This is a genomic window from Hyphomonas sp. FCG-A18, assembly GCF_045287255.1.
Lineage (GTDB): Bacteria > Pseudomonadota > Alphaproteobacteria > Caulobacterales > Hyphomonadaceae > Henriciella.
Genome location: NZ_CP137142.1, coordinates 1,054,017 through 1,078,756 on the forward strand (window position 1 = coordinate 1,054,017; position 24,740 = coordinate 1,078,756).

At 52.6% G+C, this 24,740-nt stretch carries 24 protein-coding genes and 2 tRNA genes; 17 read left to right on the top strand and 9 right to left on the bottom strand.

Translation table 11 applies throughout. The annotated features are described in order from the left end of the window. Positions 1 to 34: 34 nt before the first annotated feature. Both RYZ27_RS05200 and RYZ27_RS05205 read right to left on the bottom strand, forming a co-directional pair. The gene (locus RYZ27_RS05200; protein ID WP_406681307.1) at positions 35 to 973 is read right to left on the bottom strand and encodes a DMT family transporter; all 939 of its coding nucleotides are present in this window, start codon (positions 971 to 973) and stop codon (positions 35 to 37) included. Beyond that, the gene (locus tag RYZ27_RS05205) at positions 973 to 1,923 is read right to left on the bottom strand and encodes a glutathione S-transferase family protein (protein ID WP_406681308.1); all 951 of its coding nucleotides are present in this window, start codon (positions 1,921 to 1,923) and stop codon (positions 973 to 975) included. Before RYZ27_RS05205 ends, RYZ27_RS05200 begins: the two co-directional genes overlap by 1 nt. 110 nt (positions 1,924 to 2,033) lie before the next feature. Here RYZ27_RS05205 and RYZ27_RS05210 point away from each other — a divergent pair, with 110 nt between their 5' ends. Beyond that, on the top strand, positions 2,034 to 2,978 hold the full coding sequence (locus RYZ27_RS05210) for a LysR family transcriptional regulator (protein ID WP_406681309.1): 945 nt from the start codon (positions 2,034 to 2,036) through the stop codon (positions 2,976 to 2,978). Here the strand turns inward: RYZ27_RS05210 and RYZ27_RS05215 are convergent. Then, the gene (locus tag RYZ27_RS05215; protein WP_406681310.1) at positions 2,975 to 3,571 is read right to left on the bottom strand and encodes a TetR/AcrR family transcriptional regulator; all 597 of its coding nucleotides are present in this window, start codon (positions 3,569 to 3,571) and stop codon (positions 2,975 to 2,977) included. The genes RYZ27_RS05210 and RYZ27_RS05215 overlap by 4 nt on opposite strands. 215 nt (positions 3,572 to 3,786) lie before the next feature. On the opposite strand from RYZ27_RS05215, the gene RYZ27_RS05220 reads away from it, so the two are divergent. From RYZ27_RS05220 to RYZ27_RS05245, 6 genes are all read left to right on the top strand, one after another. Then, positions 3,787 to 4,722, top strand: a complete 936-nt coding sequence (locus tag RYZ27_RS05220) for an SDR family oxidoreductase (protein ID WP_406681311.1) — start codon at positions 3,787 to 3,789, stop codon at positions 4,720 to 4,722. Next, positions 4,719 to 5,393 carry an alternative oxidase gene (locus RYZ27_RS05225; RefSeq protein WP_406681312.1) on the top strand — a complete coding sequence of 225 codons (675 nt, stop codon included), beginning with the start codon at positions 4,719 to 4,721 and terminating at the stop codon, positions 5,391 to 5,393. The genes RYZ27_RS05220 and RYZ27_RS05225 overlap by 4 nt, the downstream gene beginning before the upstream one ends. Then, the gene (locus RYZ27_RS05230) at positions 5,390 to 6,142 is read left to right on the top strand and encodes a DUF4386 domain-containing protein (protein ID WP_406681313.1); all 753 of its coding nucleotides are present in this window, start codon (positions 5,390 to 5,392) and stop codon (positions 6,140 to 6,142) included. Before RYZ27_RS05225 ends, RYZ27_RS05230 begins: the two co-directional genes overlap by 4 nt. Continuing rightward, a complete protein-coding gene (locus RYZ27_RS05235; protein WP_406681314.1) occupies positions 6,139 to 6,726 on the top strand; it encodes an NAD(P)H-dependent oxidoreductase in 588 nt (195 codons plus the stop codon). Before RYZ27_RS05230 ends, RYZ27_RS05235 begins: the two co-directional genes overlap by 4 nt. A gap of 26 nt (positions 6,727 to 6,752) precedes the next feature. Next, complete coding sequence (locus RYZ27_RS05240; protein ID WP_406681315.1) at positions 6,753 to 7,154, top strand: DUF983 domain-containing protein; 402 nt, start codon at positions 6,753 to 6,755, stop codon at positions 7,152 to 7,154. 147 nt (positions 7,155 to 7,301) lie between these two features. After that, the gene (locus tag RYZ27_RS05245; RefSeq protein ID WP_406681316.1) at positions 7,302 to 8,348 is read left to right on the top strand and encodes a serine hydrolase domain-containing protein; all 1,047 of its coding nucleotides are present in this window, start codon (positions 7,302 to 7,304) and stop codon (positions 8,346 to 8,348) included. 11 nt (positions 8,349 to 8,359) lie between these two features. On the opposite strand, the gene RYZ27_RS05250 is transcribed toward RYZ27_RS05245, so the two are convergent. Then, complete coding sequence (locus tag RYZ27_RS05250) at positions 8,360 to 9,382, bottom strand: AraC family transcriptional regulator ligand-binding domain-containing protein (protein ID WP_406681317.1); 1,023 nt, start codon at positions 9,380 to 9,382, stop codon at positions 8,360 to 8,362. Between the two features lie 232 nt (positions 9,383 to 9,614). Between RYZ27_RS05250 and RYZ27_RS05255 the strand changes: the two genes are divergently transcribed. The 7 genes from RYZ27_RS05255 (at position 9,615) to RYZ27_RS05285 (ending at position 16,510) form a co-directional block, all read left to right on the top strand. Further along, complete coding sequence (locus RYZ27_RS05255) at positions 9,615 to 10,661, top strand: GlxA family transcriptional regulator (RefSeq protein ID WP_406681318.1); 1,047 nt, start codon at positions 9,615 to 9,617, stop codon at positions 10,659 to 10,661. Positions 10,662 to 10,769: 108 nt separating this feature from the next. Further along, positions 10,770 to 12,692, top strand: coding sequence for an autotransporter domain-containing protein (locus tag RYZ27_RS05260; RefSeq protein WP_406681319.1), 1,923 nt, complete (start codon positions 10,770 to 10,772; stop codon positions 12,690 to 12,692). A 36-nt stretch (positions 12,693 to 12,728) separates the two neighbouring features. Then, positions 12,729 to 13,109, top strand: a complete 381-nt coding sequence (locus RYZ27_RS05265) for a glycine zipper family protein (protein ID WP_406681320.1) — start codon at positions 12,729 to 12,731, stop codon at positions 13,107 to 13,109. A gap of 201 nt (positions 13,110 to 13,310) precedes the next feature. Beyond that, a complete protein-coding gene (locus RYZ27_RS05270) occupies positions 13,311 to 13,991 on the top strand; it encodes an alternative oxidase (protein WP_406681321.1) in 681 nt (226 codons plus the stop codon). Beyond that, positions 13,991 to 14,695 carry a CPBP family intramembrane glutamic endopeptidase gene (locus RYZ27_RS05275; RefSeq protein WP_406681322.1) on the top strand — a complete coding sequence of 235 codons (705 nt, stop codon included), beginning with the start codon at positions 13,991 to 13,993 and terminating at the stop codon, positions 14,693 to 14,695. The genes RYZ27_RS05270 and RYZ27_RS05275 overlap by 1 nt, the downstream gene beginning before the upstream one ends. A gap of 1 nt (position 14,696) precedes the next feature. Then, positions 14,697 to 15,401 carry a hypothetical protein gene (locus RYZ27_RS05280; RefSeq protein WP_406681323.1) on the top strand — a complete coding sequence of 235 codons (705 nt, stop codon included), beginning with the start codon at positions 14,697 to 14,699 and terminating at the stop codon, positions 15,399 to 15,401. Next, positions 15,398 to 16,510 (top strand): serine hydrolase domain-containing protein, encoded by a 1,113-nt coding sequence (locus RYZ27_RS05285; RefSeq protein ID WP_406681324.1) that lies wholly within the window; start codon positions 15,398 to 15,400, stop codon positions 16,508 to 16,510. Before RYZ27_RS05280 ends, RYZ27_RS05285 begins: the two co-directional genes overlap by 4 nt. 762 nt (positions 16,511 to 17,272) lie before the next feature. On the opposite strand, the gene RYZ27_RS05290 is transcribed toward RYZ27_RS05285, so the two are convergent. Both RYZ27_RS05290 and RYZ27_RS05295 read right to left on the bottom strand, forming a co-directional pair. Continuing rightward, positions 17,273 to 17,349 (bottom strand) — tRNA-Arg (locus RYZ27_RS05290). 59 nt (positions 17,350 to 17,408) lie between these two features. Continuing rightward, positions 17,409 to 18,308: a P1 family peptidase gene (locus RYZ27_RS05295; protein ID WP_406681325.1), complete on the bottom strand. Its 900-nt coding sequence runs from the start codon at positions 18,306 to 18,308 to the stop codon at positions 17,409 to 17,411. 155 nt (positions 18,309 to 18,463) lie between these two features. Here RYZ27_RS05295 and ggt point away from each other — a divergent pair, with 155 nt between their 5' ends. After that, positions 18,464 to 20,236, top strand: a complete 1,773-nt coding sequence (gene ggt, locus RYZ27_RS05300; RefSeq protein ID WP_406681326.1) for a gamma-glutamyltransferase — start codon at positions 18,464 to 18,466, stop codon at positions 20,234 to 20,236. Between the two features lie 110 nt (positions 20,237 to 20,346). Beyond that, positions 20,347 to 21,279, top strand: a complete 933-nt coding sequence (locus RYZ27_RS05305; RefSeq protein ID WP_406681327.1) for a ribose-phosphate pyrophosphokinase — start codon at positions 20,347 to 20,349, stop codon at positions 21,277 to 21,279. On the opposite strand, the gene RYZ27_RS05310 is transcribed toward RYZ27_RS05305, so the two are convergent. Next, positions 21,276 to 22,772 (bottom strand): CoA-acylating methylmalonate-semialdehyde dehydrogenase, encoded by a 1,497-nt coding sequence (locus RYZ27_RS05310; protein WP_406681328.1) that lies wholly within the window; start codon positions 22,770 to 22,772, stop codon positions 21,276 to 21,278. The genes RYZ27_RS05305 and RYZ27_RS05310 overlap by 4 nt on opposite strands. 152 nt (positions 22,773 to 22,924) lie before the next feature. On the opposite strand from RYZ27_RS05310, the gene RYZ27_RS05315 reads away from it, so the two are divergent. Continuing rightward, a tRNA-Leu gene (locus tag RYZ27_RS05315) sits at positions 22,925 to 23,014 on the top strand. A 28-nt stretch (positions 23,015 to 23,042) separates the two neighbouring features. On the opposite strand, the gene RYZ27_RS05320 is transcribed toward RYZ27_RS05315, so the two are convergent. Both RYZ27_RS05320 and RYZ27_RS05325 read right to left on the bottom strand, forming a co-directional pair. Next, positions 23,043 to 23,444, bottom strand: a complete 402-nt coding sequence (locus RYZ27_RS05320; protein WP_406681329.1) for a GtrA family protein — start codon at positions 23,442 to 23,444, stop codon at positions 23,043 to 23,045. Next, positions 23,425 to 24,420, bottom strand: a complete 996-nt coding sequence (locus tag RYZ27_RS05325) for a glycosyltransferase (protein WP_406681330.1) — start codon at positions 24,418 to 24,420, stop codon at positions 23,425 to 23,427. Before RYZ27_RS05325 ends, RYZ27_RS05320 begins: the two co-directional genes overlap by 20 nt. Positions 24,421 to 24,740 lie beyond the last annotated feature (320 nt).

Genomic DNA, 24,740 nt, shown 5'->3' on the forward strand with positions numbered 1-24,740 from the left:
CTTTCCTTTCATCGCAGAGTGAGTGGTGGTTCGTTTACGGGTGATCTGCTGTCGACGACGCTATCGATGAGAGAGCCTTACCTGGCAGCTTTAGATGCCCGTTGGTGACTGCTAGCCCCACAAATAAGAAAACTAGAGACACAGCGAAGATGGGCGAAATTTCTTCACCATAGGCGATCCCGCCGAAGGTGATGCCGAAGAGGGTCGCGAAGTAACCAACTTGAGAGAAGCCTACGCCATCGGTTCGCCGTTGAACTTCGAAGGTTAGAGCGTAGCTAAGCGCACTGATCAGTCCGATGCCGAGGACGGCGAACAAAGCGGTTGGATTGATTGCAGGGTCTATTCTGAATTGCCCGGTTAGGAGCAAAGCTGGAGCAATCAGTACAACCTGAAAAAAGAGTGTTCCGGCGGCAAGAGCGGTCGGGTTTGCGCCCGAGGGATAAGCGCGGCTTCGAAACACGTTGCCCAATGCGAGTACAGCAGGCCCCGCGAGCGCCAATAGTATCCAGAATGAAGCGTCGAGGTTGCCGTTCAGACCTTGAGCCGTCGCAAGGCTAATGCCCACAAATCCAATCGAAATGCCAATCAAGCGATTAAGTGGGAGCATTCGTTTTTCGATGAAAGCTGCGACCATGAAGGTGAACATCGGCGCCAAGGTCATGAGCGCCGAGTAAAACCCGATGCTGATATGTTCTAAAACCACGTATCCGATGACACCGGGCACGCTCACGCCAAGGAGGCCCGCCCCCAGATAATAGACGATGTAAGTCTTTCCGATGCGGGGACGCGTTCTACCGGCAAGCAAAACAAGGAGAAGGCTCGTGCTTGCCACAGCGACTTGCCAAAACAATGCAAGAAGCGGCGGAACACCTGATATGGCGACCAATTTCGATAAGGTTACGCTTACGCCGACGAGTAGCCCGATCAGAATGATCAGCATTGTCGGGGACGCGCGCTGGATCATGCTGGGCATTACGCGTGCTCCGTCATAATGGTCTGCAGGCCCGAAATCGGTTTTGGGCCGATCGAAATGATACCTGCTGGGTTTATGTGACGATGGCTGCGGAAGTAGTGCTCGCGGATATGAGGCATGTCGATCGTGGCGGCGACCTCCGGTATCTCTATGATTTGAGATAGGTATCTCGACAGTGCCGGATAATCCGCAATCCGCGCGCGGTCAGTTTTGAAATGCGTGAAATAAACCGGATCAAACCGCAGCAGGGTTGGAAACAGTTTTAGGTCGACTTCCGTTAATTGTTCACCGGCGAGAAACTGACGTTCGGTCAGAAGGGTCTCGAGGGACTCTAGAGCCTCAAAGAGTCCCAAGACCGCTTCACAATATGCTGCCTGCGTCGTGGCAAAGCCCGCGCGATAGACGCCATTGCGAACCGGCTCTTGTACAAAATCTGCAATCCGGTCGATTTCGGAGCGCAGATGCGCTGGGTACAGTTCGGGCCCAGCCTCGGGCGCAAATGCTGAGCCCAACATCCTCATAATGTCGGCGGAGTCCGTGCTCACGATCTTTCCGCTTTTCCGGTCCAAGAGCACAGGCGCTGAAATCGCGCCGGTGTAGTCAGGTGCTGCGCGCTGATAGACCTCGAACAGATATCTATCACGCGGTACGCCATCTGTTGGAACGAACTGTGCCTGGTCGATGACCCAGCCGTTTTCGGACATGATAGGATCCATCCAGGTGATCCCAACAACCTCACGCAGTCCCTTCAGCGACAAAACCAGCTCTACTCCGTGACACCATGGACAGGCCTTGGACAAATAGAGGTGATAGCGATCTTGCTCAGCGGGAAACGCCGCTGCCGCATCAGGCTCAATCCATCCGCGAAACTGACTTGGCAGGCGCGCGAAGGCACCATTCGGATCTTTGGGTTTGTCACGAAGGATCCCATTGATGAGCATCTTCGGCATTGTCGTCTCCAACTTCATTCAAGTTGAATTCGATCTAGGGAGTTTCCATAAATGTGATAATCGCCTATTCCAGAACCTCACAGGTGAGCAAGAGTTGACAATAGGGATTCATGACTGAGATCGGGGCCATTCCAGTATTTGTCGCCGTTGCCGAAAACCAAGGCTTTGCGGCCGCAGCCCGGAAACTGGGCATCACAAAGTCTGCCGTCAGCAAGCGCATAAGCGCGCTCGAAGCTCACTTAGGTGTGCAACTGTTTCACCGCTCGACGCGCAGCATCTCATTGACAGAAGCGGGCGAAACGTATCTCGAGCACGCTGTTCACGCATTGGGCTACGCTCAAGAAGCAGAAAATGCAGTGGCGGCGCTGCAAGGCGAGCCAGTCGGACACTTGAAACTCAGCGTTCCCATGTCTTTTGGGCAATTGCATGTCGCACCGGCTGTAGGCGAATTTCTGAAGACATATCCCTCGCTGAGCGTGGAACTCGTCATGGACGATCGATTTATCGATCTGGTCGAGTCCGGGCTGGACCTCGCACTACGTGCCGGAACGTTGCCAGACTCAGCACTGATCGCAAAAAAGCTAGCGCCCATCCATAGCGTCATCGTTGCTTCGCCCGACTATCTAAAACGGTTTGATGCACCCCAAACCCCACAGGATTTGCTTGAGCATGATTGCCTCCATTACTCTTACTCGCGCGATCCTTTGGAATGGAAATTCTTAGGGGAAGACGGCGCGGTCACAGTGCGCACCAAAGGCAGATTTCAGGTCAATAATAGTGAAGCCCTTTGCACAACAATTATAGATGGGGTGGGTATCGGGCGCCTGCCCACTTTCATTGCTGGTGCACATTTGGCAGAGGGACGACTGCAGCGGATATTGCCCGACTATCCAATGCCTGAGCAAGCACTCTTCGCGGTCTTTCCTGAGCGGCGTCATATTCCGGCGAAAGTGCGAGCATTCGTCGATTTCTTTGCATCCCATGTCGGGCAGGGAAGTCCTTACTGGGACAAAGAGGCAGGTCTCGTCGCCGACGATGGCAAAACAACAAACTAGTGTGGTCTCATCCCGTCGATCAAAAGATCTAGAGCCGCATTGATCATTTTCCCATGTCGGCTCTTTGATATCGCAAACAGGCCGCGATGAAGAATTACACCGTCGACCATGGCAGCGAGCGATCGGCCTGCGATCGAACAATCAAGATCCGCTCTAACCTCGCCAATAGACTTCAGGCGTTCGAGTTCAGCTGCGTAATAGTCGCCCAATTCGTCGAAGAAAGACGCCACGCTTTTTACAAAATCGGCTGAAGCGAAGCTGGGCCCGAACACTTCGAAAAAGACGCGCACAAACTTCGCTCGTTCTTCAGTCGTCGTCATGGTCACCTTCAGGTGGGCTTTGAAAGCGTCGACGGTGTCAAAGCTTGATTTGCCCATAAATGCGCCGCCCATCCCGCCAAATATGCGGTCTGCTAACGCTACGGTCAGTGCTTCCTTGCTATCGAAATAGAGATAAAGCGTGCCTTTTCCCATTCCCGAAGCTTTGGCAATTCCACTGATCGTGGCGGCATGAAATCCCACGTCGGAATAGACTTGCATCGTCGCATCGAGAATGCGGCCGCGGACTTCTTCTTTGTCGACAATTTTGGGCATTCAGTATCCTTACGCGAAAAAAGTTTATTATGACTTGACGGTCAGGATAAAGATTTATATATGACCGACCGTCCGGTCATAAATAAATAGACGGTCCGGATCGTTTTGTGAAGACCTCGGCGTGAGATTTCTCAGGCGACGCCGCTCTTAACGCATGCGTTTGAGCGAACAATAGCGGCTTGCCCAAAGAACGACGCCAACATGGAAAGGAAAGAATGATGAGTTCGAAACAGCAAACCGTTCTGGTTGTTGGTGCGACGGGCTATCTTGGTGGACATCTTGTAAAAGCCTTCCACGCTGCTGGATATACAGTGCACGCGCTCGCGCGTTCGCCAGAAAAGCTCTCTCAATTGGTGCCCTATATTGATCGGGTGCATCAAGTTGAAGCGACCAAACCAGAATCGCTCGATGGGATCTGCTCAGAGGTAGATATCGTCATCTCTGCGCTCGGTATCACGCGTCAACGCGATGGTCTGAGCTACATGGACGTCGATTACCAAGCCAACCGCAACATTCTGGATGAAGCGATACGAGCTGGTGTTGAGCGCTTTGCATACGTGCATGTGCTCAACGCGGAGCAAATGCCTCACATTGCAATGGCTGCGGCAAAATCCAAATTCGCGCGCGAGCTTGATGCCGCCCCTATCAATTCGACAATCATTTGCCCGAGCGGGTTCTATTCAGATCTCGCCGAGATCCTGAAGATGGCGCAAAAGGGCAAAGTTTATTTGTTTGGAAACGGAGAGGCGCGCATCAGTCCGATAGATGGTGCTGACCTTGCAAAAGTTTGCGTAGCATCTGTCCAAAATGCAGAGAGTTGGGTGAAAGCTGGAGGGCCTCAAAGCCTTAGCCAAAATGAGATCGCGACCCTCGCCTTTGAAACTTTGGGTATGCGTCCACGTATCTCCCATGTTCCTCTTTGGCTTGCTCGCTTCCTTGTCGGCGGCGCTAAGACCATTGGGTTCGGGGCCAGCGTCGGCGCCCTCGACTTTTTCCTCGCGACCTCATCGCTCGATATGACGGCGCCGCCGCATGGCGAAATCACGCTTGCGCAAGACTATGCAGAGCGTGCCTTCCAATCACCTCGCATCGATCGAGCGTCAGCGACTCAAACTTCAGAAATTCCTGCTCAAGAAGGAGCAATCCGATGACTGACTATACGCTACACCACAAAGCTCGAGGCCCGCGAGAGCGCGTTGCCTTCGGGTTCGTAAAGGTTCTGCGCTTCTTCGCCGATTTATTCTTTCAAAAGCGATATGGCCATCGCGCTGTCGTTCTTGAAACCGTGGCCGCCGTGCCCGGAATGGTCGGCGGGATGCTGCAGCATCTGAAAGCCCTTCGACGCATTCGCGATGATCAAGGCTGGATCAAAGAATTGCTGGATGAAGCTGAAAATGAACGTATGCACCTGATGACGTTCGTTCAAATTGCTCAGCCCACTCTGTTCGAGCGCCTTTTGATCATGATCGTCCAAGCGGTCTTCTTCGTCGTCTATTTCCTGCTCTATCTCATCTCACCGATTACGGCTCACCGCGTGGTCGGATATTTCGAAGAAGAAGCGGTCACCAGCTACACCCACTATTTGGAGGAGCTTGATTCTGGCCGGTTGGAAAACGTCCCAGCACCTAAGATTGCGATAGACTACTGGTCTCTTTCGAGCGCCGCGCGCTTGCGCGATGTCGTTCTCGCTGTGCGCGAAGACGAAGCTGGCCACAGAGACCGCAACCATAGCTTCGCAAACGCCATACTCGCCGGGAAGGAAGCCGAAGCTCTAAGTAATCCAGACGATGGTGCGCAGCATTCTATCGGGAGCGTTTCATGAAACGGCAACGCCTCGTCACCGACGCCGCTGTATTGTCTTTAGAAGCATCGGCATGGATCGCAGGTCTTGGGCTTATGGCCATGACTATCTTCGGAACAATCGCGCTCTTTTACCTTCTCCCCATGGGTACGGTTGCAGGTGACGGAGCAGCAACTCTGCTCGCACTTAAGCAGAATGGCGATGCGTTCATTTTGGGCGGCGCGTTCTTAATGATTGTCTATGTTCTGGATATTGTCGTGGCTTGGGCGCTGCACTGGTTTTTGCGTGCGGGAAATCTCGCTTTGTCCCAACTCGCTGCCTGGCTCCGTCTATCGTATGTATTTTTTGCCGTCATAGGTTTGATGTCATCAGCTGAGATGTATGGGCTTGCGCACAATCCAGAGCTTATTGAACACCTCGGCATAGAAGCGCTTGAAACTCAAATTCTGCTCAACCTCACGAGAGCAGAAACGATCAGCACAATGGCCTTCCTGTTCTTCGGCGTCCATTTGATCGTTCTCGGGATCGCGATTTGGCACTCTCGGCACGCGCCGATCTGGCTGGGCATTGTCGTTGTCCTCGCGGGTCTCTCCTACGTCATCATCAATGCGGCGAGCTTTGTTGCGCCCGAAGCGGGCTTGGACTGGTTGATCCCATTCGCCATGGGGGAGGCTGTGCTGATGGTCTGGCTGCTCTTCAGTTCGGCTCGTCAAGCCTTTCGGGCCTCCGCATTGTCAAAACCCAACTCACTTTATGGATACATCTCATGACAAAACGAATCCTCATTCTGAACGGTCATCCGGCCGAAACCTCATTGTCGAAAACCTTTGCGTCTGAATATGCTGCCGCGGCAAAAAAGGCGGGACACCAAGTCAAAATCGTCAATATCCGAGATATGGACTTTGATAGCGATTTTGGATTTGGCGGTTACAGAGAAACCAAACCCCTGGAAGCTGACCTAGAAACGCTTCTGTCGGACTTTGAGTGGAGCGAGCACTTGGTGCTGTTAAGCCCAATGTGGTGGGGAGGTGTCCCCGCCAAGTTAAAGGGCCTGTTCGATAGAGCTCTATTGCCCGGTCGAACTTTTGACACGCGAAACAAGAAAGGCGCATTTCCGGCGCCGATGCTTGAAGGTCGTACCGCGCGCGTCATTCTAACATCAGATACTCTCGATTGGTTCTTCAAATGGATCTATCGCGGCGCGCTTTGGGTTCAGTTGAAGCACCAGATCCTTGGCTTCATCGGATTCAAACCAGCAAAGCTCACGCACTTTGTGAATGCCAGTCATCCGACACAAGAACGCGTAGAGAAATGGACGAAGACAGTTCGACAGCTCGGATTGTCGGCCACCTGACCATTAGCGCCAGAGGAGGTAGTTTGATGTTTGAAACGCCAATCATGTCTGGACTTCACCAAAAGTGTGGTCGCTGCGGAAAAGGCAAACTCTTCCGCAAGTACCTCAAATTCCACGACCAGTGTGATCATTGTGGTCAGGACTTTTCGATCGCGGACACAGCTGACGGCCCAGCATTCTTCGTTGGATCTCTGATGATGATCGTGTTCGCGCCATTCTTTTTCATACTACCGATCGTGGATGTTGGGATCGCGTTGAAAGTTGGTCTATGGGTTTTGCTGTTGAGCGCCATGGCGGGGTTCTGCCTAACGTTACTGCCAATGTTCAAGGGCGTACTGTTCAACCTCCAGATCCAACACCGTGCAGAGGAAGCGAAGTTCGAGAGTGCGGGCAAGCACGGATCGCCACCTGGAAACTGGAGATACTAAAGCGCAACGGTTGCGAGCTTAGCAAATGAATTGCAGCACCTTTTTTCGAAGAGTCTACTTCTGTTGTGAATCGCTTTTCAGAAGTTATAAGCAATCATTGCTTGGCGAGTACAAACCACTCTGCGCGCTATGACTTTAGAGCCCAAAATGGAACGCCTTCGAGTGATGATGAAGCCTTATCGAGGGGCTGATCATTCAGTTGTCGGTGTTCATTTAGAACGCGGTGAGACTTCAACAATCGCTGAAGGCACAACAGATGCCGCTATTCCTGCGGGAGAACGCATTTTCGAGATTGGCTCGATCACAAAAGTTTTCACCGCGATTCTGCTTTATCAACTTGCAGAAGATGGCCGCGTTGATCCGTGTAGACCGCTGAACGAGCTATCAGATGCTTTGGCGGATGTTCCACGCTGGATTACTCCAGAACGTCTGATCTCCCATACAAGTGGCCTGCCAAACCTTTATATACCCCTGTGGAAAGCGCTCCTGTCTCCGCACCTCGAAGGGCCTTATGCAGATTTTAGTCGAAGCGATTTGATAGACTGGTTTCGTCAGCGCAATAGCAAGTTCCGTGAGCCGAAGTTTCATCATGCCTATTCGAACCTGGGCGTGGGACTGCTCGGAGAAGCGCTCGCAATGCATGAGCAGACGCCATTTTCTGAATTGCTTGCAATGAAGGTTACCAGACCTCTCGGTCTAGCCGATACAACCCCAGGCCTTGATGAGACCAAGAGTGGGCGTTTCGCTTCGCCCAAACTGCCAGATGGTCAGGCCGTGTCTCCCTGGACGTTTCAGGCCTTGGCTGGAGCAGGGTGCTTGAAATCGTCAGCGAGCGATCTTGCACGGTTTTCAGATTGCGTTCTTAAGGCCCTGCGGAATCCGATATCTCTGCTCGATCGTGCGATCTGCAAATCAACCGAGCCCATTTTGGGTTTGGGCAAACGGGGGGCGTTGGAACCCGTGGCACAGTGCGCCGGTTGGTTGTCGTACACGCAAAGTAAGAGCGACTTAAGGATATTGCATGCGAGTGGCGGGACGGCGGGCTCGACCTGCGCGCTCTATATTTGCCCCGAAAAGTCTGCAGCAATAGCGATCCTGTCGAACAATGGAGTCGCTGCTAATCTTTGGAGAAGTCTAAAGCTAAGTAGATCTGACCAATTATCGCAAGCGCGGCAAATTTTTCATACACTCTGAACGCGGCATCATTATCGAGCGGCCAAATACGCTTTAGGAGATGCACCCGTCCAACGTTTGAACGCACGATTAAAAGAAGATGCTTCGGAAAATCCGACCAAATAGGCAGTCTCTTTGATTGAGACTTTCCGGGCCGATAAATGGTCCATTGCGACCCGTCGCCGAAGGTCGTCATGGATTTCTGCAAAGGTAAACCCCTCATCTTTCAAGTGGCGATAAAGTGTTGACCGACTCATGCCCAGTTTTGATGCAACTGCGTCAATGTCGGTGGTTCCCAAATGGAGAATGGGAAGAAGCTCAGCTTCAATCTTTCCACGCAGATCGATCCGCCCTTCCAACTCTGACTTGAGTTCCGTCGCCTTCTCGGAGAACAAAGCCAATGCGTAAGGATTAGCCTGTTCATACTCACGGCTTAGCCAAGCAGCATCGAATTCTACCGCATTTCGTTCCGCTTCAAACTCGACCGGGCATTTCCAATAATGCTCGTAAAGGTCGCCATGACCAGGCTTCGAATGGGTTACCGTTACAGTATTGGCAAATGGCTCACCTGGAAAAATCGCGTCTACCTCAAATATAAGGCGCCCAAGCGCAATCTCCGTGAGTTCCGGAAACGAATTGGGATTTGGCCGCATATCCAGAAAATACGCCTTGCTGCCATCAATCTCGATTGGATGTCGTTCGATACCCGACATAATATCGATTTCCATCATCAGCTTTGCGTAACGGTTCACCTCTCGAAGCGATTGCGCCAGCGAGCTAGACGTCTCAGCAATTAATCCGACAATCGTAGCCGTATCCAGCTTGGTCTCAATGGGGTAACGAAGCGGTAATGATGGATCTTCAGAGATCTGAACACTTGCTTGGACCAAACGCTGATAGATCTCAAAATCGATACGTTCATCCGGGTCAACCGAGTTTGGTTTCGTCGTTCCTGCGATGGTCAAAAGACGTGACGCATCAAGCCCAGCGCCGACGACAAAATCGAGATACCGATTAAAAACACTAATCGAAACTGACCGAAATGCCCCCGACATTCAGTATTCCTCATAAAAGTCGAAGCGTCCGACATTGATCCCAAATGTCTATTTACTGAAACCTGCGGTCATATTCAATTTCTGACACTGGCAGTATCTCTATTTGCACAATGAGGCGCTTGAGCACAGATTTTATTAGATCCGCTGATTGAACCGGGCAAAGAGCCAAATTGGCAGAAATGGTGGGGCTATTGTCCTAACCGTTACGTTTGAAACCGGGTAAAGTCTGAAAATGGCTAAGACTACGAAGATACAGACAAATCCTGAAGCGCCGCGCCGCGTTGTTATGGTCGTGCACGAAGACGCATATACCCTCGACGTGGTCGGCCCATTAGAGGTGCTGATGTGCACGCGCTTATTCCTGGAAAATGATGCGATGTCATACGATGTTGACGTCGTGGCTCATGCGAGTGGTGCTGTGCGGACTGCCAGCGGAATTGTGTTGCAGGCTGATAAATCATTTGCAGAAGCGACCGTTGAGACAAACCCAATTGATACTTTAATTATCGCCGGCGGTCCCCACGCAGTGGACGCCGCCGACGACAAAGACCTGATTGCGTTTGTGAAAGCAGCTGCTCCGAAGGCCCGGCGTGTGGTCTCTATATGCACTGGAGCACTGATTTTGGCTGCTGCCGGCCTCTTGGAGAATAGGCGCGCGACCACGCATTGGTGGTGGTGCCCAATTCTCAAACAGAAATACCCAAATATTCAAGTGGACGCCGACGCCATCTTCGTTCGAGATGGAAATATATGGACCTCAGCTGGAGTCACAACCGGCATGGATCTCGCCCTGGCCCTCGTCGAAATGGATTTCGGCCATGAAATGGCCCTGAACGTGGCGCGGCTCAATGTGATGTACATGATGCGCCCGGGAGGTCAGTCGCAGTTTAGTGCCCACCTGGTGGCCCAGAAGGCGGAAGATCCGGTCATCAATGAAACCCTCGAATATGTGCTTGGGCATTTAACGGAGCCGCTAACCGTGACGGCTTTGGCCGCGCGGGCCGCTATGTCAGAACGAACCTTTGCGCGCAAATTCAAAGACGAAACCGGCGTAACCCCGGCCCACTATGTCGAAGCCGCGCGCATTCAAAAGGCGCGCGTCGAGCTTGAACAGTCCGACACGGGCATTGAACAAATTGCTATTAAGACGGGCTTCCAAAACGCCGAGCGTATGCGCCGCGCCTTCCAACGCCATGTTGGCGTGTCGGCTTCAGATTACCGCGACCGGTTTCAGCCGGTCGCATCATCCATGTTTCAAATTCCGGAGGGGGACGAATGACGAAATGAGTTATGACCTGTAGCGGCTAAGCGCACGGCGCCTCGCTCTAAAAACATCTAAAATTCAACTCTTTGGCAACGGCCTGTCACGGCCGAATAGGAGACCTTTATGCCAAAATCTATCAAAGCGCGTGCGGGCTCGTACGCGTTATCCCTAGCCTCTACCCTGATGACAGGAGCGGCTGTTCTCGCTTTCCTCCCGCTGCCTGCGCAAGCGCAAGCAAATCCAAATGCCGGGCAAGGAAATTACTTTTTCTTCGGCGATAGCGCCACCGGCCAAGGTAATTGGTCAGCGATTGTTGGAGAACAGGGAGAAGATCACTCACCCTATTCATCAAACAATGGCTTTCAGCGCGAATCCAATGGCTTGATCTGGGCTGAAATGCTCGGACGTGATGTCGATATTATCCTCGATCCAGATGCTGACTCTTCGAATCTGAATTTCGCGATTTCCGGTGCGCATATGACGCGCGGCGGAGATCTGACAGAGTTTGGGATCGAAACAGGCGTCCAAACTCAAACAGAACTGTTTGGAGCGCTGGTCGATAATGGGGCTATCTCCGTTGCCTCAGATGATGTCGCATTCATGCTCGCAGGCGCGAATGACTTCCTCGACCGACTTGGTGAAGATGACCCAGCTGATGAAATCATGTTGGATGTCGTAAATGCAGCGGCCTCCAATGCCCGTGCGCTCGCTGACGCGGGGGTGAAGACCATCATCCTGTCAGAGATCCAACCTATTCAGTATGCGCCACAGTTTGCGGATGAACCCGAGGTTCAAGCTGTGCTGAGCGATCTCGTTGCCGACACCAATGCCGCGATACTTGCCGCGGTCGAAGCCGAAGGGCTTCCGAGCGATGTGAATATCGTGACCATGAAATATGTCGCGATGGTTGATTACATCACGGCAAATAGCGAGGCGCTGGGTTTTTCTAATACAACAGAGTCGTGTTTCACTGAAACCGGTGAGCTCTGTTCTGCAGACCCCGATGTTCAGAACACTTTTTTGTTTTTCGACGACCTACACTTCACCGAAGCAGCACATAGAATTGAAGCCCAATGGTGGATGGCAACGCTTGAGGGCGCAAATGGCCAAGCGGCGCGTCAGACTGCTCGGATGCCGCGCATTGTCTATGAACAGCAAGCCCGCCATCGCGGTTTCGTTCGGCCTGGTGCTCATACCGACAAGAGTGACCGCTTCAGTGCTTGGCTCACACCGCTTGGTGGCTCTTTTGACCTCAAAGCGATTGGGTCAGATCTTGAGGCTGATGTTTCAAGCGATGGTGCGGTCCTCGGTCTGGAGGGACGTATCTCCGAGAGCTTCATACTGGGTGGCGCGCTCTCTCTTGGCGATACGACAACCAAGTTCGAAGACGGCGGTCGCTATAAACTCCAAGGCGGCGCACTCTCACTCTATGGTGGAATCGACTTCGACGATCTCGGTCGGGTGAGCTTGACTGTGACCAAGGGCGGCCATGAGATTGACGAGATTAACCGCATCACTGGCGTCGATCTCTTACATGCGGGCGGGGCGACTGACAGTTCATATTGGGATGTCGAACTTGCTGCTCGCTCTATTGATGAGATTGGCGTTTTTGAAATCGATCATGGTATCGCTCTGAGCGCAGGGCGCATCGAAGTTGATGGCTACGCTGAGACGGGTGCGACAGGGCTTGCACTCGCGTTCGAAGATCAATCGTTCAACTATCGTCTGGCAACCATTGATGCGCTTGTGCGTGGTCCGAGTTGGAGCGTTTCGAATATTTTTGAGCTCCGTCCAACGCTTGACGCAGCTTACACACATCAGTTCGGCGATGACGATTATGGGCTGACATCTCAGCTGATCGATAACACCGCTCAAGCCGTCACCATAAGAAGTAATGCCCCCATAGAAGACCGGTTTGATCTCGGTTTTGGGGCGCAGCTCTTGATGGGCGAGCGATGGAGCTTGTCGGCTCGCTATGCACGCCAATGGTCAGGCGATCTTAGCCAATCAGATGAAGCGGCCATCACGCTGCAAACATCTTTCTAATCCTCAACCTCAATTCACAACCAAAAGGAAAAACCCATGAAAAACCTCATTCTTATGACAGCTGCAATCTGTGGCATCGCCCTCGCAGGGTGCGCCAATACCGGGGCCAAGTATGAGCCCATCGCAGATGGCCCAGTCAGTGTAACTTACGCTGCAGATTTGGAGAGTTGCCAGCAACTCGCTACTGAGCGTGGCTACATCAATGATGACACCAAAACCAATGCTGCGATTGGAGCCGGGCTTGGTGCGCTCGCGGGCATTGCAGACGACGATGTCAGCGACACTGAAGGCGCGATCGCTGGAGCTGTTGTCGGCGCGATCGCTGGCGGCAGTGCCGGAATGCTCGAGACACGAGAGCAACGCCGGCAAGTTGTTATCGACTGCATGAAAGGCCGTGGTCACCCAGTCGTCGGTTAACGCGCTGTGTCTGCCGGAGATTGACATCCTAATGCTCAGTCTCCGGCTTCACCCAAGCATCGTATCAATCGAGCTTTATTCTCGCAGGCTTCGCCATCGATAAAACGGCGCCCCCGCATCGCTCAAGAACATGATCTGAAAAACTTCATCCAAAGACTCCGCATGATCGGTCTTCGGATCATCTCAAAAGGAGACCCCAGTATGACTTATGAAACACCTCACCGAGCAGCGGCGGGTATTAGAGATCGCCTCGCTTTCGGTTTCGTAAAGTTCCTTAGATTCTTCGCGGATCGCTTTTTCCAAAAACGCTACGGTCATCGCGCCGTGGTTTTAGAGACGGTCGCCGCCGTGCCAGGCATGGTTGGCGGCATGCTTCAGCATCTCAAAGCACTCCGGCGCATTCGGGATGACCAGGGCTGGATCAAAGAGCTACTCGACGAAGCAGAGAATGAACGCATGCACCTTATGACGTTTGTAAAAATTGCCGAGCCAACGCTCTTCGAGCGGCTCTTAATCATGATCGTTCAGGCGATTTTCTTTGTAGTATACTTCATCCTGTATCTGATTTCACCAATCACGGCTCACCGAGTTGTCGGCTATTTCGAAGAAGAAGCCGTCGCAAGCTACACGCACTATTTGGAGGAGCTCGACGCCGGACGGCTTGAGAATGTGCCCGCTCCAAAAATAGCCATTGAATATTGGTCCCTCGCCAGCGATGCCCGCCTACGAGATGTCGTTCTCGCCGTGCGCGAAGATGAAGCTGGCCATCGTGACCGGAACCATAGCTTCGCAGATGCTATTATCGCCGGCACGGAAGCAAATGTCTTGCAGGAGACCGAACAGCCAGCTCACACCGCCACTATCGCGAAGGGTGGTATCTAATGTCCTTAGAGAAAACGATAGGCACATATCGCTTCGAATGGTCAGCGCTACGCGATTTGATTGCCGTTGTGGGTGTCATGATCATCGTCAAACAGAGTCTTCTGCCTGTGACCCAACTCTACGCTGGTCCTGCATCGACGCTAACCGCGATGATACTTGCTACGATCTTACTGAAGCGTCGTGGATCAAGCTGGTCTGCGATCGGGTTCCGCTATCCGCCCAGCTGGTTGAAGACAATCGGACTGACCATTCTATCCATCGCAGTCTTCATTCTTTGTACACAGCTTATGGCATTGTTCGCCGACCGATATTTTGAAGACCTGACTTACGGGTCTCGTTTCGATCACATTGAAGGTAACCTCAACGCTTACATCATAATCATGGTGTTGGTTTGGACGCATGGATCGTTTTTTGAAGAGCTCCTGTTTCGAGCATTTATGATCAGCAAAGCCAGTGAGTTTCTTGGAGGTCGATGGTCGTCGGATATCATTGCTTTATTGCTCTCATCTGCATTCTTTGGATATCGCCACGCGTACTATCAAGGCATCCACGGCGCCCTGATCACAGGAGCTGGCGGCTTCGCCTTTGGTCTTATGTATCTCTGGTTTGGGCGCAAAAACATACTACCGATCATATTGGCGCACGGCATTTTTAACTCCCTCGGGCAGACCTTCAGATTTCTTGGCATTGAGGACACGGACTAAGATGAGCATATCAAAGATAAGTCATAGTATGCGTCCAGTCGGCTCAATCGCAGCCTTCGTTTGTGCGAGTACCTATCTGATTGGGTTTGCTATCCTGCTTACAGTCCTCGCGCCGTTCGGCTACGGTACCAACGCTCTGGATGCTCCCGCAATCATTAAGTTTGCTAACGAAACGCCACTGATCTTGATACTGTGGAACCTCATCATCTATGTACTCAATGCGATTTGCTTGCTGCTACTCGCATCTGCTCTCACGCTTCATTTTATTGAACGAACGCCTGAGCTCGCAATTGTTGTATTTGCTCTCGGCCTCATTTGGTGCGCTCTGGTTCTTGGCGCCGGGATGATCGCAAATGTCGCCATTGAGCATAGCGGTGCTTTGTACGAGGTGGATCCCACTCAAGCCGCTCAGGATTGGCTACTGTTGCACCGCGTTGAGCTTGGTCTAGGCGGTGGCAATGAGATAGTGGGAGGCCTTTGGGTCTTAATCTGCACATTAGCGGCCCTTCGTTCAGAGGGCTTTTCAATGGGGCTCAAAGCGCTTGGCTTATTGGTTGGAATCTCGGGGCTTCTTACCGTTTTACCTCCGTTTGGGGAGGTTGCAGGCGCGGTATTTGGGCTTGGGATGATCGCTTGGTTCATCCTTGTTGGATGGGCTTTGACAAACCAAGGCTACGGTCGGGGCCAACGGAGGAATGTTGAATGAAAAACACGCTTCTACTTATTGTGTGGATCTTAAGTGTCTTTGTCGCGGCATGTACGACGTATCAAGAAACGCATGCGGTTTCAGAACGCCAACTACAGATTGAACTCGAAACGCTTAAGGAAAGCTCGCCAAATGTCCCGGGCTTTGCTGTCGCTGTTATCGAGAATGGAGAGTTGATATCTTCAGCGATCGGCGTGGCCGATCCGACCGGCCAGGCAATGACCACAGATACGCCCGTCCGGATTGCCTCAATCACCAAAACCTTTGTCGCGGCTGCGATTTTGAGACTATCAGAAGAGGGAAGGCTGGATCTCGACGCCCCTATAGGCGATTTCATTTCGATTGAGCACAAAGTCCTTCTTCAATCGGATGGATATGACACGCAAGCGATTACGATCCGTCATCTGCTCATGCATGCTTCAGGAATGAACGACCATGCGGGAACGGAAGCGTTCCAAATCGCTGCGTTTTCCGATCCAAGTCATGGCTGGACACGGACTGAACAAATTCGTGTCCTGATAGATGAGACGGAGAAGCTATCTGAACCTGGAGCAGCGTATCATTACTCGGATACTGGATACATCCTCTTAGGGGAGGCCATCGAACGGCTAACCGATAAACCTCTCGGTGAAGCTGTGCTGGAGTTAAACCGACTAAACGATCTCAGACTTGAGAGTGTTCGCTGGGAAGGTGAGTTGGATGTCGTCCCCGACAGCCAAGATCGCGCGCACCAATATCTCGATGGAATGGACACCTATTATGTGGATGGCAGCATCGATGCGTTTGGCGGTGGAGGGATCATTGCCAGCGTCGAAGACGTAGCGCGATATTACGATGCTTTGTTCTCCGGTCAGGTATTCGCAACAAGTGAGACTCTACGGGAGATGATGGTCGCCCCAGGGCACCCTACAGAAAGCCCTTATAGATTGGGATTATTTGCAAGATCACTTGGAGATTACCAAGTTTACGGTCATGGAGGCTTTTGGGGAACGGATGTCATGATTATTCCGGCTTTGAGGCGCGTTGTTTCGGGCGTGTCCTTGGATCAAGGCGGGACCGCCGCTCTACGGAGTAGACATAATGCGATTATGTTGGCGGATGATTTTTGACTACGTTTTAGCAACGCTGCCTAAAAAATAGCGGCGCCGCGATATTTTGCTCATAGTGAGGGGAAACAAATAGTACCTAGTTTTTCGAGGATTCCGCGTTGGGGCGATCTATGCTAATCGGGAGTACGACGACGCGCTTAACCAGCGTCGAATCCTAGCGGTCCTCAAAATTGTGGACCAAAATCTGACCGAACTGGGGACCAAAATCGATTTTAATTCATCTAAGTAATTGAAATAATTGGATAAAAAATATGGAATGTGGCACGTCACTCGCGCCGACCTCGGGCATTTAAGTCATTGAGAAACAACGGCTAGTCCATAATCATTTGCGTTGTGCGAGGTTGGGCGCGACATTAAGGGCTCAAGCCCTGATACTCTGGTAGCCGCAAAGTGGCCCAAAGGAGAAATTAGCTCCTGAAAATTGTGCTACAAATTGCGCTCATTTTGTGCTACAAATCAGCAATCCTTATCTCATAATACCTTGTAATTATTTGACAAATAGAGTGCTTGCGAGTCTTCTCGGCCGCACCATTCTAAACTGGTTAGCGAAGCTAAATTTTTGATCCAGCGGATCAAAAATAAGGAGAGAATGCCCCGGTAGGGGCTTTTGCTCACTCAATTCATCAATATGCCTTTCATCCCTTATCGCTTTGCTCACATGGCTCGCGTTCAAGGCTGGCATGCAATGAAAGCTTATGCTGTTCGCAAATATAAGAATCTGGGCGCGTAAGCGCTTTGTATGGTTTGCGGATAGATGGGAAATGGCGCTCTGGGGAGGATTCGAACCCCCGACCCCTTGATTCGTAGTCAAGTACTCTATCCAACTGAGCTACCAGAGCAGGCCGAAGGCGGACATATACAGGCGTGTTGATGTATTGCAACCGCCGATTTCACCTTTTTACCGTGCTTCATGCACTCCGCGTGCAATTGCTCGTGCCAGTGTGTTTGCGGCAAGCTCTCCCAGCCTTGCTATGCTCACAGGTTCGGGGTGAGGTAGCGCGGTTTTCCCGGTCGACAGAACGAAGACAGCATCTCCATCAAAGGGCGCAAAGACGGGCCGAATCGCTCTGGAAAAGCCTGACAGAGCCATTTGGGCAACACGTTTGGCCTGTCCCGGTGTCAGGCTGACATCCGTTGCGATACAGGCAATCGTCGTGTTCTGACCCGGCTGCGGGTTCATTTTGGCCTCGCCCCAATCCTCTGCATTGGCATGATAGTCTTGAGGTGGACGCACGCCGCCAGATTCGCCGTCGATTTCAAACGGCCAGCTCCAGAAAGCCTCTGTCCCCGGCATGTAGACCGAGCCGAAACAGTTTACGGCAGCGAGCGCGCCAACCGTCATGCCATCCTCGGTCAGGATTGAAGCAGACCCCAGACCGCCGCGATGTTGGCCCGCCCGAGCGCCAAACCCGGCACCGCTTCGGCCAAGTAAGAATTCAGACGCAAGGTTACTCAAAGCCGTACGCCCCAGAGCGCTATACGGTGGCTCCTCGCCCCAAGCTTTGTTTCCGCCATTGGCGAGGTCATAGAGAATGGCTGCAGGCACAATGGGCGTCTTCGGAACACCTGGCAGGTCGACCATGCCAAAGCCGCGCCCATCTGCGCCGAGTTTCGCGGCGATGGCATCAGCAGCCGCAAGACCATAGGCGCTGCCCCCTGAGAGGACGATGGCGTCGACACGATCGACCAGCGTATCGGCGGCCAGCAGGTCGGTCTCCCGTGTCCCGGGGCCACCTCCAGCAACCGCAACGGCGGCAACAGCAGGCTCATTAGCGAGAATCACTGTTGTACCGGTCATAACTGCCTCATTATGAGCATTTCCGACCTTTAGGCCGGGAACATCAGTCAGGAGATTCAATTTACCGGGAGCAGACATATTCAGGGCCTTTTCAAAACATCACCTTACGCTCTACGGTGGTGAACTGAATTCGCCAAGCTGGAGCCTGTAGCCTTATGACCCTGACATCCCTTCGTTTGCCACTTCTGGCCCTCATGCTTGCAGCCTGTCAGCCAGCCGTGACACCAGAGCCTGTGGCACCAGAAGCCCCGACGCCGGAGCCGGTAGAGGAAGTGCGTGCTGAATGGTCCAAAGGGGCCATGGTTGCCGCAGCTGATCCACGTGCGGTCGAGGCGGGTCTGAGAGTGCTGCGCGAAGGTGGCCATGCTGTGGATGCCGCAATCGCGGTGCATGCCGTATTGGGGCTTGTTGAGCCGCAAAGCTCCGGCATTGGCGGCGGGGCCTTTATGGTTGTTTATGATCGCGGTCTCGACGAAACCTTTGTCTATGATGGCCGGGAGACTGCGCCGATGGCAGCGACGCCGGATCTGTTCATGGAAGATGGTGCTCCCTTAGGCTTCATTGACGCTTGGCAGTCCGGGAAATCGACAGGTGTCCCGTCCGTCGTGGCGCTTTATGGCGCTGCGCATGCTGCACATGGTAAGGCAGAGTGGGCGAATGTGTTCTCTGATGCCATTACGCTGGCAGACGAAGGTTTTGAGGTGAGCCCGCGGCTTGCCGATTTGTTGGCCAGTGAACGCCTGAGGCGGTTTATTCGCCTCGATGACCATCCCGTCAGCGCAGCCTATTTCTATCCAGATGGCGAACCACTGGCGGTTGGCGCAGTTCGGGATAATCCTGATTATGCCGAAACACTTCGCCTGATTGCGACTGAAGGAGCGGACGCTTTTTATCAGGGGTCCATTCCGGAAGCTGTGGTCGCGGCAATCAGCGAAGAGCCACGACCGGGGGCAATGAGTGTTGAGGATTTTGCTGCCTATGAGGTCAAGATTCGCCCACCGCTTTGCGGGGAATGGCGTGATTACCAGATTTGCTCAGCACCCCCTCCGAGCTCCGGCGGCGTTGCCCAGAACATGATCGCCGGGCTTTATGACCGCCTGTTACCGGAAGGCGAAGAGAGTGAAGACGCATATTTGAAGGCGTTCGTTGATGCCCAGCGTCTCGCCTATGCGGACCGGGACCATTATGTGGCCGATGCTGATCAGGTTTCCGTACCCGCGCGCGATCTGATTGATCCTGTCTACCTGGATGCACGGGCAACAGAGCGGTTTGCACCGGATGCGACGCCGCGCCCGGGCGATCCTGGTGTCGCCTTGGGGCGGGGGTCGATTGTCGGTATGTGGGGGCAGGATCCAACCGAGGATGTACCGGGCACAACCCACCTGTCGATCATTGATGGCCAAGGTAATGCTGTCTCCATGACCGCCACGGTTGAGGCGCCTTTTGGATCGTCACGGATGGTCAAAGGCTTCCTGTTAAACAATGAGCTGACAGACTTTGCGCGCCAACCGACAAAGTCCGGTCTCCCTGTTGCGAATGCCCCAGGGCCGGGCAAACGTCCGCGTAGTTCTATGTCGCCAACCATTATCTTTGATGCCGATGGCGAGTTGAAGCTGGTTACGGGCTCACCTGGCGGGAATTCCATCATCGCCTACACCGCCAAGACGATCATCGGTATTCTGGATTGGGGCAAAACCCCTCAAGAGGCTGTGAACCTGCCAAATATTATCGCGCGTGGGCAATCGGTTGGTGTCGAAATCGACCGCGAAGGCGGACCAGAAGCGGCGCAAGCCTTACGCGACATGGGTTACATCGTTGAAGAGCGGGAAGGCGAGAATAGTGGCCTGCACGTTATTCTGGTCACGGCAGATGGCCTCGAAGGTGCCGCGGACCCCAGACGTGAAGGTGTCGCCCTAAAGTTGGAATAGGCCGCGAGTAATCGCTGTTTATTTTCGCTGTCATACGATTGTCGTCTTGCGACTCGTCGCCCTTTCGTCTTTAAGCGCGGTCAGGTGATATGGGCAAAGGTGGCAATCCTATGAAACTGATTTCCTGCAACGCGAATCGTCCTTTAGCTGAAGCGATTGCTGATCATCTCGATTGTCCTCTGACGGATGCGGAAATCAAGAATTTTGCCGACAATGAAATCTTTGTGCGGATCAATGAGAATGTCCGCGGCGAGGATGTCTTTGTGATCCAATCCACGTCACGCCCGGCCAATGACAATCTGATGGAATTGCTGATCTGTATTGATGCCCTCAAGCGGGCGTCTTCAGAACGAGTGACCGCTGTGATCCCATACTTTGGTTATGCCCGGCAGGACCGCAAAACCGATGGCCGTACGCCCATTTCGGCCAAGCTGGTTGCGAATCTGATTTCATCGGCGGGCGCGGACCGGGTTTTGACCATGGACCTGCACGCCGGACAGATTCAGGGCTTCTTCGACATTCCAACCGATAATATGATCGCGTCTCCAGTCATGGTTGATGACATTATGCGCCGCTATCAGGGCAAGGATTTGATGGTCGTCTCGCCGGATGTTGGCGGTGTGGTTCGCGCGCGGTCGCTGGCCAAGCGTATTGGCGCTGACCTGGCGATTGTTGACAAGCGCCGTCCGGAAGCCGGTGTCTCTGAAGTCATGAACATTATCGGGGACGTTGATGGCCGCGAGTGTATTCTCGTCGATGATATCTGTGACAGTGGTGGCACACTGGTGAACGCGGCTGCGGCGCTGAAAGAGAAGGGCGCTTCATCCGTCAGTGCTTACATCACGCATGGCGTGCTTTCGAACAGAGCGACCAAGCGGGTAGACGATTCAGTGATGGATGAGTTGGTGATCTGCAACACGATCAACCCATCCGAAGAAGACCGGAAGTCCAAGAAGCTGCGTATCCTGTCGGTCGCCCCGCTGCTCGGCGAGGCGATCCGCAGAATTGCCAATAATGAGAGCGTCTCGAAACTGTTCGACTAGCCCATTGTCGGGATGATGAAAGCCTGATCGCCAATGTCGCCTTCAGGCCAGCGCTGCGTCACGGTCTTGATCTTTGTCCAGAAACGAACGCCCTCTGGGCCGTGCTGGTTTGTGTCGCCAAAGGCTGAACGTTTCCAGCCACCGAAAGTGTGATAGCTGACCGGGACGGGGATTGGCACATTCACGCCAACCATGCCGACATTCACCTGCGCTGCGAATTCACGCGCGGCGCGGCCATTCGAGGTAAAGATAGCAACACCATTGCCGTATTGGTGATTGGAGGGCAGGGCGGCTGCCTCTTCAAGGCTTTCAGCCCGCACAACTTGTAGGACCGGCCCAAAGATTTCTTCCTGGTAGCTCTGCATGTGTGGCTTCACATGATCGAAGAGGCTCGGCCCGATGAAATAGCCATTCTCATGACCTTGCAGTGTATGATTGCGCCCATCGAGCTTCAGTTCAGCGCCTTCATCTACGCCCATCTGAATATAGCTTTCGACCTTGGCTTTATGCGCGGCAGAGACGACGGGGCCATAATGAGCGTCGGCATCGGTCGAGATACCGACTTTCAGGCCGCGCGCCGCGTCCATCATCCGCTCAACGAACTCATCGCCTGTCTTCTGTCCAACAGTCACAGCGACGGGTAATGCCATGCAGCGCTCTCCAGCTGAGCCATAGGCGGCGCCGACAATATCTTTGACGGCTTGTTCCATATTACAGTCCGGCATGATGATGCCGTGGTTCTTCGCCCCGCCCATGGCTTGAATGCGCTTACCGTGCGCTGTGCCCGTCGAGTAGACATATTGGGCGATGTCGGAGGAACCCACAAAGCTGACCGCCTTGATATCCGGATGGGTCAGGATCGCATCAACCGCGGTCTTGTCGCCATTGACCATGTTGAGCACACCTTCGGGCGCGCCCGCTTCAAGGAAAAGCTCGACCAGGCGCAGCGGTACACTCGGGTCTTTCTCCGAAGGTTTCAGGATGAATGTATTCCCACAGGCGATCGCGACGGCGAACATCCAGCATGGGATCATCGCAGGGAAGTTGAACGGGGTGATGCCCGCAACCACGCCCAGTGGCTGGCGCATGGAGTAAACATCAATGCCGGGGCCTGCGCCTTCAGTATACTCGCCCTTCTGAAGGTGTGGGATGCCGCAGGCAAACTCGACCACATCAATGCCGCGCTGCACATCGCCGCGACTGTCAGCAACCACTTTGCCATGCTCAGAAGAGAGCAGCTCTGCCAGCTCATCCATGTTCGCTTCAAGCAGGCGTTTGAACTCAAACAGGATACGCGCGCGACGCTGTGGATTTGTATTGGCCCATGCCGGAAAGGCCGCCTTGGCATTCTCCACAGCGGTGGCGACTTCTGCTTGCGTTGCGAGCTGAACGCGGGCCTGCACCTCGCCCGTGTTTGGGTTATAGATGTCGCCGAAGCGACCTGAAGTGCCTGTCACCTGCTGACCGCCAATGAAATGATTGACCTCGCGCATTGCGCTCTCCCGTAGATAATTTTCTATACAGGAGCTGTTTAGGGCAAGATGAGTGGAATGACACCCTTATCTGCGGGTAAATTTCGCATCTGCGCAGAGCAGAAAAACGGGGGTGTATTTTTCAGCGCAATCTTGCATAAGCGGTATCAAGTGCGGGCGTGGTGAAATTGGTAAACACAACGGACTTAAAATCCGTCGGCCCTAATACGGCCTTGCCGGTTCAAGCCCGGCCGCCCGCACCACACCACTAGCTAACTTACCGGGTTGAATTCACTCACCCTTCGTCTTGAAGGTCCAGAATGTATGGACCAGGAAGCTCGCTGGTGGATAGTAAAGCGTGCTGAGACTGAGAATGAAGTAGTCTTGCAAGTCGCTATAGGTCGCCAATCCATAAACAAGCAGAAACTGACTACCCGCTAGAAATAGCGTTGCAATAACGAATTTGGGGCCGAACTCTCGATGCTGACTTTGTATGCCAAATGTATAGGATTTTTGTCCAAAGTATGAGGCTGCAATGCTAATCGCATAAGCAATGATATGCGCCATGACTGCGCTTAAACCTAAGAACACGCCAGCAAACGATATAACCGCATAAAGCACGGTTGCCAGAATACCGACTAAACCGAACCGTATTGTGCGGAAGAGGAATTCTTTAATGCTTTGAACTTGCATCTTGCTTCATCGTGATATGATGGATGACATCGCCTATAAGGTCTTTTGTCATTTTGTTGGGTAGAGTGGCCGCTCTATCTCTGCCAGCAAGCAATAACAGGATCATCATAAAGCCAGTAAACAGGGAAACTGCCAACAAGTTGACCAAGAATAGAATAACGTAAGTGGCGTAGCCAGGTACAAAGTAACCGCCAACCAAGCGTAGGAGAACTGTACCGGCAATGGCCATCACAATCAGTACGGAAGCGCTTGTCAGGAAGAAAATAATTCTGCCAATGACGATGTCAGAGAACACGGCAATCGCGCTGATTCCATGCACCATAAGTGATGTAAGATTCATACTCGAAGTGCCAAAGAAACGCTTACCGCGATCAGTGGCCGTAAAGGTGATTGGTACCCGACTCTTCAACAGCGTCGCAGCATAATTATTCCAGATACCGGTATTATAAACCACATTTGAGAGGCGGCTTGCAGGAAGCAATGAAAAATTTCCAAAGGAAATGGATTTGCCGGTCAGAGCTGCGAATAGGAATTTGTAGATTTTGTAGAATGTTTTGAACAGAAAGCTTTCCGACCGTTGCTGTCGCCTTGCGACGATTATTGAGTTTGGACTATTTGAGTGACCTTCAAGAAGTCGTGCAATATCTTGAGGCCGATCTTCGCCATCACTATCCATGACGATAATAGATTTTGGAGACAGATGCTCATGACAATAGGCAAGACCAAGTGCAATGGCGCGCTGATGACCTTGATTAGCGTTGAGTTTTAAAACGCTAAGACTCGTTACACAGCCCCGAAACTCTAATGCTTCAGGAAGTGTAACTTTAATTGAGCCATCATCTACAGCAAGAATCGAGACGTTATAATTCTGCAATTCAGGCAAGGTATCAATTTCAGAGGCGAGTTGCGCGAAACTTTCCCAATCATTCAGGACGGGCGTGACAATAACGATATCAGGTTCAAGGGATTGTCCCATTTGAGCCCCCACTATACGAGACGAAGAACAACATTTACTAGTCAGATTTTTGGATCGCTAATGGGGATACAGCACTATATCAAGGTAATTTCTGTATCGCTTTCTATTTATATTTTTGTTTTGACTAGAAGTCCTTCTTGCGTCCGAAAGTGTGCCAACCTATAGGAAACGAAAGATAGTGGTACGGGACTGGAGTGATGCAAGAGACATCTGAAAATTCAGGCTCAGACGTGGTTTCGAGACAAACTTTTAGACCCCTAAAGTATAGCCGCTATTTTCTTTACTCTATTGGCATATTCTGTGTTGTAGTTGCTGCGATT

Coding starts and splice junctions, on each gene's coding strand:
- RYZ27_RS05205 (WP_406681308.1), bottom strand. CDS start 1,923: ATGCCGAAGATGCTCATCAATGGGATCCTTCGTGACAAACCCAAAGAT.
- RYZ27_RS05255 (WP_406681318.1), top strand. CDS start 9,615: ATGGCTAAGACTACGAAGATACAGACAAATCCTGAAGCGCCGCGCCGC.
- RYZ27_RS05280 (WP_406681323.1), top strand. CDS start 14,697: ATGAGCATATCAAAGATAAGTCATAGTATGCGTCCAGTCGGCTCAATC.
- RYZ27_RS05260 (WP_406681319.1), top strand. CDS start 10,770: ATGCCAAAATCTATCAAAGCGCGTGCGGGCTCGTACGCGTTATCCCTA.
- RYZ27_RS05295 (WP_406681325.1), bottom strand. CDS start 18,308: ATGACCGGTACAACAGTGATTCTCGCTAATGAGCCTGCTGTTGCCGCC.
- RYZ27_RS05320 (WP_406681329.1), bottom strand. CDS start 23,444: ATGCAAGTTCAAAGCATTAAAGAATTCCTCTTCCGCACAATACGGTTC.
- RYZ27_RS05215 (WP_406681310.1), bottom strand. CDS start 3,571: ATGCCCAAAATTGTCGACAAAGAAGAAGTCCGCGGCCGCATTCTCGAT.
- RYZ27_RS05245 (WP_406681316.1), top strand. CDS start 7,302: ATGGAACGCCTTCGAGTGATGATGAAGCCTTATCGAGGGGCTGATCAT.
- RYZ27_RS05220 (WP_406681311.1), top strand. CDS start 3,787: ATGATGAGTTCGAAACAGCAAACCGTTCTGGTTGTTGGTGCGACGGGC.
- RYZ27_RS05250 (WP_406681317.1), bottom strand. CDS start 9,382: ATGTCGGGGGCATTTCGGTCAGTTTCGATTAGTGTTTTTAATCGGTAT.
- ggt (WP_406681326.1), top strand. CDS start 18,464: ATGACCCTGACATCCCTTCGTTTGCCACTTCTGGCCCTCATGCTTGCA.
- RYZ27_RS05325 (WP_406681330.1), bottom strand. CDS start 24,420: ATGGGACAATCCCTTGAACCTGATATCGTTATTGTCACGCCCGTCCTG.
- RYZ27_RS05235 (WP_406681314.1), top strand. CDS start 6,139: ATGACAAAACGAATCCTCATTCTGAACGGTCATCCGGCCGAAACCTCA.
- RYZ27_RS05210 (WP_406681309.1), top strand. CDS start 2,034: ATGACTGAGATCGGGGCCATTCCAGTATTTGTCGCCGTTGCCGAAAAC.
- RYZ27_RS05200 (WP_406681307.1), bottom strand. CDS start 973: ATGCCCAGCATGATCCAGCGCGCGTCCCCGACAATGCTGATCATTCTG.
- RYZ27_RS05230 (WP_406681313.1), top strand. CDS start 5,390: ATGAAACGGCAACGCCTCGTCACCGACGCCGCTGTATTGTCTTTAGAA.
- RYZ27_RS05310 (WP_406681328.1), bottom strand. CDS start 22,772: ATGCGCGAGGTCAATCATTTCATTGGCGGTCAGCAGGTGACAGGCACT.
- RYZ27_RS05305 (WP_406681327.1), top strand. CDS start 20,347: ATGAAACTGATTTCCTGCAACGCGAATCGTCCTTTAGCTGAAGCGATT.
- RYZ27_RS05225 (WP_406681312.1), top strand. CDS start 4,719: ATGACTGACTATACGCTACACCACAAAGCTCGAGGCCCGCGAGAGCGC.
- RYZ27_RS05240 (WP_406681315.1), top strand. CDS start 6,753: ATGTTTGAAACGCCAATCATGTCTGGACTTCACCAAAAGTGTGGTCGC.
- RYZ27_RS05265 (WP_406681320.1), top strand. CDS start 12,729: ATGAAAAACCTCATTCTTATGACAGCTGCAATCTGTGGCATCGCCCTC.
- RYZ27_RS05275 (WP_406681322.1), top strand. CDS start 13,991: ATGTCCTTAGAGAAAACGATAGGCACATATCGCTTCGAATGGTCAGCG.
- RYZ27_RS05285 (WP_406681324.1), top strand. CDS start 15,398: ATGAAAAACACGCTTCTACTTATTGTGTGGATCTTAAGTGTCTTTGTC.
- RYZ27_RS05270 (WP_406681321.1), top strand. CDS start 13,311: ATGACTTATGAAACACCTCACCGAGCAGCGGCGGGTATTAGAGATCGC.